Source organism: Trichothermofontia sp. (assembly GCF_053493415.1).
Map to the genome: position 1 here is coordinate 1 of NZ_JBRCAD010000144.1, position 8,313 is coordinate 8,313.

9 protein-coding genes are annotated in these 8,313 nt (G+C 56.9%); 3 read left to right on the forward strand and 6 right to left on the reverse strand.

The genetic code is table 11. The annotated features are described in order from the left end of the window. Positions 1-69: 69 nt before the first annotated feature. Entirely contained in the window at positions 70-225 is a 156-nt protein-coding gene (locus ACWIUF_RS12440) for a hypothetical protein (protein WP_448572722.1), read from the forward strand. Between the two features lie 60 nt (positions 226-285). On the opposite strand, the gene ACWIUF_RS12445 is transcribed toward ACWIUF_RS12440, so the two are convergent. Beyond that, positions 286-1,359, reverse strand: coding sequence for an Mrp/NBP35 family ATP-binding protein (locus tag ACWIUF_RS12445; protein WP_448572723.1), 1,074 nt, complete (start codon positions 1,357-1,359; stop codon positions 286-288). Positions 1,360-1,729: 370 nt separating this feature from the next. Here ACWIUF_RS12445 and ACWIUF_RS12450 point away from each other — a divergent pair, with 370 nt between their 5' ends. Beyond that, on the forward strand, positions 1,730-3,271 hold the full coding sequence (locus tag ACWIUF_RS12450; protein WP_448572724.1) for a DUF3747 domain-containing protein: 1,542 nt from the start codon (positions 1,730-1,732) through the stop codon (positions 3,269-3,271). Positions 3,272-3,389: 118 nt separating this feature from the next. Here the strand turns inward: ACWIUF_RS12450 and ACWIUF_RS12455 are convergent, their stop codons facing one another. After that, positions 3,390-3,629, reverse strand: coding sequence for a NifU family protein (locus tag ACWIUF_RS12455; protein ID WP_448572725.1), 240 nt, complete (start codon positions 3,627-3,629; stop codon positions 3,390-3,392). A 478-nt stretch (positions 3,630-4,107) separates the two neighbouring features. Here ACWIUF_RS12455 and ACWIUF_RS12460 point away from each other — a divergent pair, with 478 nt between their 5' ends. Then, on the forward strand, positions 4,108-4,506 hold the full coding sequence (locus tag ACWIUF_RS12460; RefSeq protein ID WP_448572727.1) for a hypothetical protein: 399 nt from the start codon (positions 4,108-4,110) through the stop codon (positions 4,504-4,506). A 140-nt stretch (positions 4,507-4,646) separates the two neighbouring features. Here ACWIUF_RS12460 and ACWIUF_RS12465 read toward each other — a convergent pair whose 3' ends face one another. The 4 genes from ACWIUF_RS12465 to xseA all read right to left on the reverse strand — a co-directional run bounded on the left by ACWIUF_RS12465 (position 4,647) and on the right by xseA (position 8,056). Next, the gene (locus ACWIUF_RS12465; RefSeq protein ID WP_448572728.1) at positions 4,647-6,098 is read right to left on the reverse strand and encodes a sensor histidine kinase; all 1,452 of its coding nucleotides are present in this window, start codon (positions 6,096-6,098) and stop codon (positions 4,647-4,649) included. 136 nt (positions 6,099-6,234) lie between these two features. Further along, complete coding sequence (locus tag ACWIUF_RS12470) at positions 6,235-6,465, reverse strand: hypothetical protein (RefSeq protein WP_448572729.1); 231 nt, start codon at positions 6,463-6,465, stop codon at positions 6,235-6,237. A gap of 86 nt (positions 6,466-6,551) precedes the next feature. Beyond that, a complete protein-coding gene (locus ACWIUF_RS12475) occupies positions 6,552-6,725 on the reverse strand; it encodes a hypothetical protein (RefSeq protein WP_448572730.1) in 174 nt (57 codons plus the stop codon). 98 nt (positions 6,726-6,823) lie between these two features. Beyond that, positions 6,824-8,056: an exodeoxyribonuclease VII large subunit gene (xseA, locus tag ACWIUF_RS12480; protein ID WP_448572731.1), complete on the reverse strand. Its 1,233-nt coding sequence runs from the start codon at positions 8,054-8,056 to the stop codon at positions 6,824-6,826. Between the last annotated feature and the right edge of the window lie 257 nt (positions 8,057-8,313).

The following is an 8,313-nucleotide window of genomic DNA, read 5'->3' on the forward strand; positions in this document are numbered from 1 at the left end:
AGAGGAGAGAGTGCTGAGAATAGAGAATAGAGGAAAGAGAATAGAGGAAAGAGAATAGAGGAAAGAGCGATGAGGCCAGAAGAAAGAGTGCTGAGAAGAGAGGAAAGAGCGATGAGGCCAGAAGAAAGAGTACTGAGAATAGAGGAAAGAGCGATGAGGCCAGAAGAAAGAGTGCTGAGAAGAGAGGAAAAAGCGATGAGGCCAGAAGAAAGAACAATTAGATAAGGACTGGCTGCTGGCCCCTCTCTTCTCTCTCCTCTCTCCTCTCTCCTCCATTCTCTATGCTCACGTGAGGGCCGCGATCGACACCTTCGCCGCCACCTGTTGGGCGATCGCCACCAATGCCTTGGCCGAGGCGGAATCCGGTTCCCCAACGACAATGGGAACCCCGCGATCGCCCCCCTGACGCAGGGAAATTTCCAGCGGCACACAGCCCAACAAGGGCACTTGCAATTCCTTCGCTGTCTTCTCGCCGCCACCCGAACCAAAAATGTCATATTGCTTATCGGGTTGATCGGGCGGGATAAAGTAGCTCATGTTTTCGACAATGCCCAGGACCGGCACCCCCATCTGTTGGAACATTTTCAAACCCTTGCGGGCATCCAGCAGGGCCACATCCTGGGGCGTAGTCACGATCACGGCCCCGGCCATCGGGACTGCCTGGACCAGGGTTAGCTGGGCATCCCCAGTGCCCGGAGGCAGGTCAACAATCAGGTAATCCAAAGCCCCCCAGGCGACCTGGTACAGAAACTGGCGAATAATGCCATTCAACATGGGGCCACGCCAGATCACGGGTTGGTCCTTATCAATCAGGAAGCCCATTGAAACCAGTTGCACCCCATGATTAAAGGAGGGTTCCAACACTTCACCCTGTGCTCCCTGTTGGACCATGACTTTCGCCTGCTCTAACCCCAGCATGGTGGGGGCATTCGGGCCATAGATGTCGGCATCCAGCAGGCCGACCTTCGCCCCGGTTTGGGCTAGGGCCACGGCAATATTCACGGCAACGGTACTCTTGCCGACACCTCCCTTACCACTGGAGACAGCCACAATATTTTTGACCCCCTCAATCCCCTGGCGATCGGGCAGGGCTTTCTGTTGGGGGGTCTCTGCGGTGACGGCAACATCCACCGTTGTCACACCCGGTAAAGTCTGGACGGCTTGTTGGCATTCCTCCACAATGAACTCGCGCAGGGGGCACGCAGGGGTGGTGAGGACAAGGGTAAAGTTGACGCGCCCAGCTTCATCGATCGCGACGTTGCGAATCATATTGAGTTCGACGAGGCTTTTCCGCAATTCCGGGTCCTGGACGGGGCGTAGGACTTCTAAGACCGCAGCGGTGGTGAGGGATTGAGCCATGTTTCCAGACAGGGTTACCAATAAGTGTTAATCGACAGACGGATTTCTTCTTATTTCTTTATTATCTGGTTTCCGGGACGCTTACGGTTATTTTTTGCCCAGATCGAGGGCCAGAGACTCGACAGAATCGGAAACTGCTGTATCCTTTCGGGTAACGATTGGCCATCGAGCGATCGAACAATGGTTCGCGATAACGCCTGCCTCATGGGGAGGGGGCTTGTCCTTGAAGATTCCTTGGCGATCCTTACGATTCTTCGGGCGATCCTGAGATCCTGCCGGGGGAATTAGTGTGCGATTGTGGACGATCGTTCGTATTCCCGGCGCTCTAACTTGCTCTTGCTTATCCTGCTGTTGCTGCTTCCTTCGTGCGATGAACAGTACATCTTGTGTTTCTCCGGTTTCCTCTGTGGCCGCTTCGTTACTCCTAAGCGGTATCCTGGGTAGTCTCGCGCCGTCGGCAGTCGCGGCGACGTTTGAGCAGCAGGAGGTGGATCAAAGTAAGCTGATTGCGATCGCAGCTCCCGTGGGTAGCGGGCAGGGTTACCAATTGTTAATTTTGGAGCAGGTGGCCGATACCCGGCCCTGTTGGCAGGTAGCGGGCAGCCAACCCGCGATCGTTGATCCCTTGCTGCTCCAGTTTGACTTCACCGGTATTTGTAGCCGTAGCACTGATAGTAACGGCTATTCTGTGCGGCTAGGTGGGGTGGATTATGGGTTGCAATATAGCCTGCGGGTTCAACAGCGGGATAATGATCTGGTGCTCATCGCCACATCCTTTCGGGGGAAAGGCGCGCCGGAACTGGAAATTGGCCGTGCCCACGGAGTCCATGCCGGCTTTGTGCAACTAGTGCTCAATCCGGGTTGGCGGTTTACCAAGCGGGCGTTTGAGGGTAAGGTCTTGGGCCACATCTACCTCACCCGCGATCAAAGTCTTCAGGATGTTGCCCAACTCTCGCCCCCCGTCCCTTTGGTGACTGCGCCAGTACTGCCCCCAACCCCTGCCCCTCTAGCAGTCGTCCCTGCTCCGACGGTTGCACCCACGGTTCCGGTCCTCCTGCCAGCCAATGGCGGGACGATCGTCCCTGCTCCCGTGGGAATGGCCCCGCCGGCTGAACTAGCGCTAACACCTGTGACCTCAACTGCACCCGTGGCCTCAAGCACAACCGCTCCGTCTGCTCTACAAGAGATTCTGGCGGCTAGGGCCGCGATCCGTGCTGCCCGATCGGGGGCTGCCCCCACGCAACCAGGAACCGCCGCAGACGCTACTGTGCCGCCCGCCGTACCCTTGGCAGAGACCGATCAGCCGATTATCATTCCGGTGCCGCCGCCCGAATCAGGGCCGATCGCGCCGGGCATCCCTAGTGCCCTCAGTACGGGCATTGGCGGCCCAGTTACCCCCCAACAAATGGCCCTAGCGAATTCCCAGCCCTCCGCAACCCCCACGATCACGCAGCCGATCCCACCTACCCCAACGCCTGTCCAGGCTGCCTCTGAGGCTGTTCCCCTGGTAGCAGCCAACCTGCCCACGGTACGCGTTGCACCAACCCCCGGTGGGGTGCCGCCCTTGGCTACAGCCTCCCCGTCGGTGACCGCAGCGCCCAGACCGGTGATGACTCCCCCGCCTGCCGCTAGCCTCCCCAGTCGTCCGCCCGTGAGTTCCCCCCCCGTTAGTTCGCCATCGAGTCCCGTGACCGCAGCGGGATTTGCCTATCGGTTGGTTGCCTATGCGGATACGGCCCAGGCTCAGAATGTGGTGCGATCGCTGGCCCCCGACGCTTTTCGGGTGATCTACAACGGACAGGTAGTGTGGCAGGCCGGGTTATTCCGAGCGCATGAGATCAACCAGGCACGATCGCTCCAGCAGCAATTGCAGCAAATGAATATCCAGGCCGTACTGTTAACGGCGCAATAGTCCCCGCAGGTCCTAGCCAAGCGAGCCTAGGGCCAAACCGATCGCGGCCTCACTACCAACCGCGATCGGGATTGACGGGGCAGATCCCGGCTCAGCCTTAAATCGGTCAATCTGGGGGTTATATGACCTGTTCGACTTCCACAATCTCCGGGATAAATTCCCGCAGTCGCCGCTCAATGCCCATCCGGAGCGTCATGGTGGAACTGGGGCAAGACCCACAGGCTCCTTGTAGCCGCAGTTTGACCACGGGTCCTTCAATATCTACTAGCTCAACGTTGCCCCCATCTGACATGAGATAGGGACGCAGTTCATCCAAGACTTGCTCCACATTTTCGGGAGTCAGCGCCATCGTAGCCATACCTGTTCTTACCTTAAGCGATGTAACAAAGACACTAGTGCTATTCTACCGTGCTCCCTCGATCGCCTTCAGGGGTATCTTGCCGTCGAGCCGCAGGATGGCCGCAGGATACTACCCCCACGGACAACTGGCGATCGCCGTCAGGGGTTCCTCCCCGCGATCCGGCCACGATGCCCTAACCCGTGTCCATCCCAGGGCATCCCCTCGCCCAGGTTACGATGCCCATCCAACCTTGGGGCGATCGGAACTTTGGGGATGGACCGGGCGTCATGGATGGGCAAGAGAATGATCGTGGGAAGAGCGATTGTGGGAAGAGCGATTGTGGGAAGAGCAGTTGGCAAGCCAGTGATGTTGAGAACTGTCGCTGCGGCTTCTAGCCAACACTTATTAGGCAAAGGATCGCAAAGACCGTCAAGAACGCGCAATGCCGACCCTGCCAGCATTGAAGTCATCCCATTAAACCGGATGTGAGGAGAGCATGATGTTGACCCATTTGCGATTCAAAAGGGTTCTTCTGGTCGGGGGGATAGTTGCAACGGCGATCGTCCCCCTGCCACCAGCCCAGAGCCAAATGCTACCCCAGGGCTGGGGAGCCGTTGGGGTCAAGGACAACACAGCCAGTTACGCCGTCGGTGCCCGGTGGATGGATTTAGGAGTCGAGATGGGGGGCACGGAGCAGGGGGCCGCCGGGGCAGATGTCTTGAAGTTTGTCAGTTTACCGATGCTCTCTCCCTATGCGGGCGTGGGGCTGTATTCAGGGGATGAACCGTTTGCCTATTCCGCTGGCGTGCAAGTGCGGCCCCAGGGTAACTGGTTCATGGGAGCAGGCTACCATTCTGTCCGAGGCGTCAATGGTCAACTGGGCATTAAGTTTTAAGCCGGGCGGGAGTGGGATCGTCTGTAGCCGGGTACCCTAGTACAGTAAACATAAAGTTTCGCAACGTTGGTAGTAACGACTTTAGTCGTTGCCGGCTAAAGCCAGCACTACGAACGTTGCAGAACTTACTGTTCGAGCTACTAGGGTTTGGTTGAACTTTCGACCGGTTTCATGGCTTCACCGATCGCGATCACGGGTTCCTGGTAGAGGGGCACTGTAAACGTGACCGTCGAACCCAACCCTTCGCCCATACTATAGAAGTTGACGACGCCTCCCATTGCCTCGACTAGCTTTTGCGAAATTGCCAACCCCAACCCCGTCCCCCCATACTGGCGCGTGCGGGAACTATCTACCTGGCTAAAGGTTTGAAAGAGCTTATCTTGCTGATCTAGGGACACGCCAATCCCCGTATCCGCAACCCGCACTTTGACATAGCCCGGTAACTCCTGATCTTGAATAGTTACCTTCTTTCTAACAATTTCCGCATCAATTTTTACGTCCCCTTCCGGGGTAAACTTAATCGCATTACCGACTAAATTCAGCATAACCTGAAACAACCGTTGATAATTACCCAGCAGGATAACTTCGTCACGAGTAGCTGGCAGCGAAATTTCGTAATTCAAATGCTTCTGTTCCGCTTGCAAACGGGTTTTATTATCAACGTCCTTAAATAACTCTTCCAGTTTGACAGGGCCTAAATCTAACTGCATTTTGCCCGCTTCAATTTTGGCAATATCTAAAATGTCGTTAATCACATTTAGCAAATGTAGGGCAGAATTATAGGCTTCTTGAACAAATTGTTCCTGTTCTTCTGGATCGTCCGCCATCCCATCAAGAACGAGCTTGAGAAAGCCAATCATGCCATTCAGGGGTGTCCGCAATTCGTGGGAAGTATTGGCCAAAAATTCACTCTTCAGGCGCGAGAGATTTTCCGCCTGAATGCGGGCTTCTTCGGCTTGACGGCGGGCTTCTTCGAGGGCTTGATGTTGCCGCATTAAGTCCGAGTTGACCCGTTGTAGCTCTGAGGCTAGGGCTTGGCTTTCGGCAAAGAGGGTGGCATGGGCGATCGCGGTTCCCACCTGTTCGGCCAATTCCTGGAGAAATTCAATTTCATAGGGATGCCAGGAGGGGAGCATCGTTGTTCCCGATCGCGTTGTCAGCCCATCCGGAGGTGGGATATTGGGCAACTGACGCGCTAACAGAATGAGGCCATTGGGTTGGGCTTGGTGGTAGGTGGCGGTCACGAGGAGTGTCGTGGGTCTAGCGTCTGGCAGCCGTCCCTGTTCAACCACCACCGGTTTCAGGGTGGTAATCGCCTGCGGCAGACAGGGATACTCCAGCCAGGGGAGTTTGGTCCCGATCAGATGGGTTGTCTGGGCTTGCTGGTATTCAGCAACAACCTCAACCCAGGGTGTCAAGCGCCAATCGCCCTCCACGCTGGTGGCGGGGTAGGCGCAAAATAAACACACATCGACGGCCAAGGCACTGCCAATCCCCTCAACCGTCTTCCGCCAGATCGTTTGCCGATCGAGGGTACGGCGAATATTGCTAGTAATTTGGGTCAATCGTTTTTGACTAACTTGGGTATCCACCGGATTATGCCACTCAATTATTTCGGACTACTCTTTAGCGCCCTAAATTACCGAACTCCCTGATTACCCAGTTCTCTAAGCAATATAGTACCGTGGCAGCAAATTATCGTCTTGACGGCCAGTTCCTCCTCTAATCTTAGTCGTTCCATTCACCTCGGGGGGGAACGGGAGTGGGGGCTAGGGTCCGGGTCAATTCGTCGTCCCGGCGGGTTTCCCCTCGCAACCATTGGCGCACGGCTAGCTCAATGACTCGGCTAGGATCATTGGTGAGGTGCTTGACCTGATCGACGAGTTCTGAGTCTAAGTAAACCGACACTTCAACCCGTTTGGTCGCTTGGCGCGGATGAACGTCTGCATCCTGGGTCATAGTTTTAGGTCATCTCCACTAAGGGTTTACAATTTAAATCAACCATCATACTGGTCAAACCGCGTCGCCAAACGGTTGGGTTTGGCTCACGGTCGGCTTCTCTCTATGCTAAGCCGTATCCGTCCCTGCTGGCGGCAGTGGTGTGTGATCGTCTGTTGAGATTCTCGCTGGTGATCGCGGTTGTAGGTCGCGCCGAAGGCGCTCACCCAATCCCGTTTGCCAGACCCCATTGCCAGCCGCACTGGGGGATCAAGACTCATCCGTTTCTCGGCGGGAGCGGCGCGAACGGACTGGGCAGGTCAAGGGCAATCATCTTCAGCCCGACGCGGCCCTCGCCCTTGGCGGACCCTTGGCGGCGCTAGTTATTTTCAGGCAGGATCTCCGTCACGATCGCCCGAAATTGCCCCGTTGCTAATTGCACGACCACCGTTTGCTCAGGGACGAGCGCTTGGGTCGTGCGTACAATATCCCCCGTCTCCTGGCGGACAACCGCATAGCCCCGTGCCAAAACAGCTTGCGGATCGAGGGTTTTTAGTTGCTCTTGCAGCCGATGACACTGGTGGGTGGCCTGCTGAAGCTGGTGCTGGGTTGTGTGTTCCAAGCGTTGCCGTAGCCAGCGGGTTACCTGTTGGTGTTGCTGGAGGGTGCGATCGAGTTGCAGCCGTTGGAGCCGGATCTGTAGCTGGTGGAGCCGGTTTTCTTCCCCCTGACAGGCTGACTGTAGGGCTTGTTGGAGGTGTTGGCGTTGCTGCTGGTGTGCGGTCCAGAGGTCGAGCCAACGGGGCACGGCCTGTTCTGCGGCTGCCGTTGGGGTGTGGGCGCAGACATCCGCTGCCAGATCGGCGAGGGATTCATCCCGCTGGTGGCCAATCCCGGCCACGATAGGCAGGGGACAGGTAGCGATCGCCCGCACCACCCGTTCATCATTGAAACAGGCCAGATCCTCGCTGGCCCCCCCACCCCGGCTGAGGATAATCAACTCCGCCCGTCCGTCCGCGATCACCCGTGCGATCGCCGCCACGATCGTCGCCGGGGCCTGGTCCCCCTGAACCAGGGCTGGGGAAAGCAGCACCCGCAACCCTGGATAGCGATGCCCCAGGGTGCGTTGAATATCACCCCAGGCCGCCGCTTGGGGAGAGGTCACCACCGCGATCGTTTGGGGGTGCGGGGGTAAGGGCCGTTTGCGCTCCGGGTCAAATAACCCTTCGGCTGCCAAGCGTTGGCGTAATTGTTGATATCGCAGAGCCAGCAACCCCTCCCCAGCGGGCAACACCTGCCAGATGGTGAGTTGATATTGGCCCCGTTGGGGATAGAGCCGCACTTGACCGAGGGCAATAATTTGTTCACCCACCACGGGTAGGGTTGAGAGGCGGGGGAGTTGGCTGCTCCAGATCACCGCTTGGATGCTGGCCTGGGTTTCCGGATCTTGCAACGTGAAAAAGATTCCCCGCTGATGCGGCTTCGCGCTCGACACTTCCCCGGTAACCCACACCTGGCGCAGGTGGGGATCCTCTTCTAGCAGGGATTGAATGTAGGCGGTTAGACCACCCACCGAAAGGGCTGATTCTGGGGCAAGGGTCGGAGATTTCACAAAACCAGGATTGGAGATTTCACAAAAAAATATTGACGCAGGGGGATCTTTTTACGCCAACTTTACGCGATCGCAGAGGGAAAGTGCGATGGTGTTTGATTATCAGGGTGTTTGATGATCGATAGATCAGGGTCTTTAACTGGTCTGACCCAACTCCGGTTTATCCCTGGTGAGCTATTAGGTATTCACGCTATATCGCCGATGTCGCCGATGTCGTCAAAGCTGAAGCGGAACTCCTCGCCGCCCGGCTCAGCGCC